General features: G+C 72.7%; 1 protein-coding gene. It reads right to left on the bottom strand.

Annotation, left to right across the window (positions count from 1 at the left end):
- A partial coding sequence (locus JS521_RS36270) for a hypothetical protein (protein WP_205087059.1) occupies positions 1-209 on the bottom strand: 209 nt, incomplete at both ends.

Genomic DNA, 209 nt, shown 5'->3' with positions numbered 1-209 from the left:
TCGTCCCGGTCCTGTCCGTAGGTCGCCAGCAGTGCCTGCGCCTCGATCGGGTCGCCCAGGCGGGTTCCGGTGCCGTGTGCCTCGACGGCGTCGACGTCGTTCGGGGTCAGGCCCGCGGTGGCCAGTGCTTGGCGGATGACGCGTTGTTGGGAGGGGCCGTTGGGGGCGGTGAGGCCGTTGGAGGCGCCGTCCTGGTTGACCGCGCTGCC

It is taken from the genome of Streptomyces durocortorensis (assembly GCF_016901035.1).
Lineage (GTDB): Bacteria > Actinomycetota > Actinomycetes > Streptomycetales > Streptomycetaceae > Streptomyces > Streptomyces durocortorensis.
This window is presented reverse-complemented; position numbering and strand designations above follow the sequence as displayed.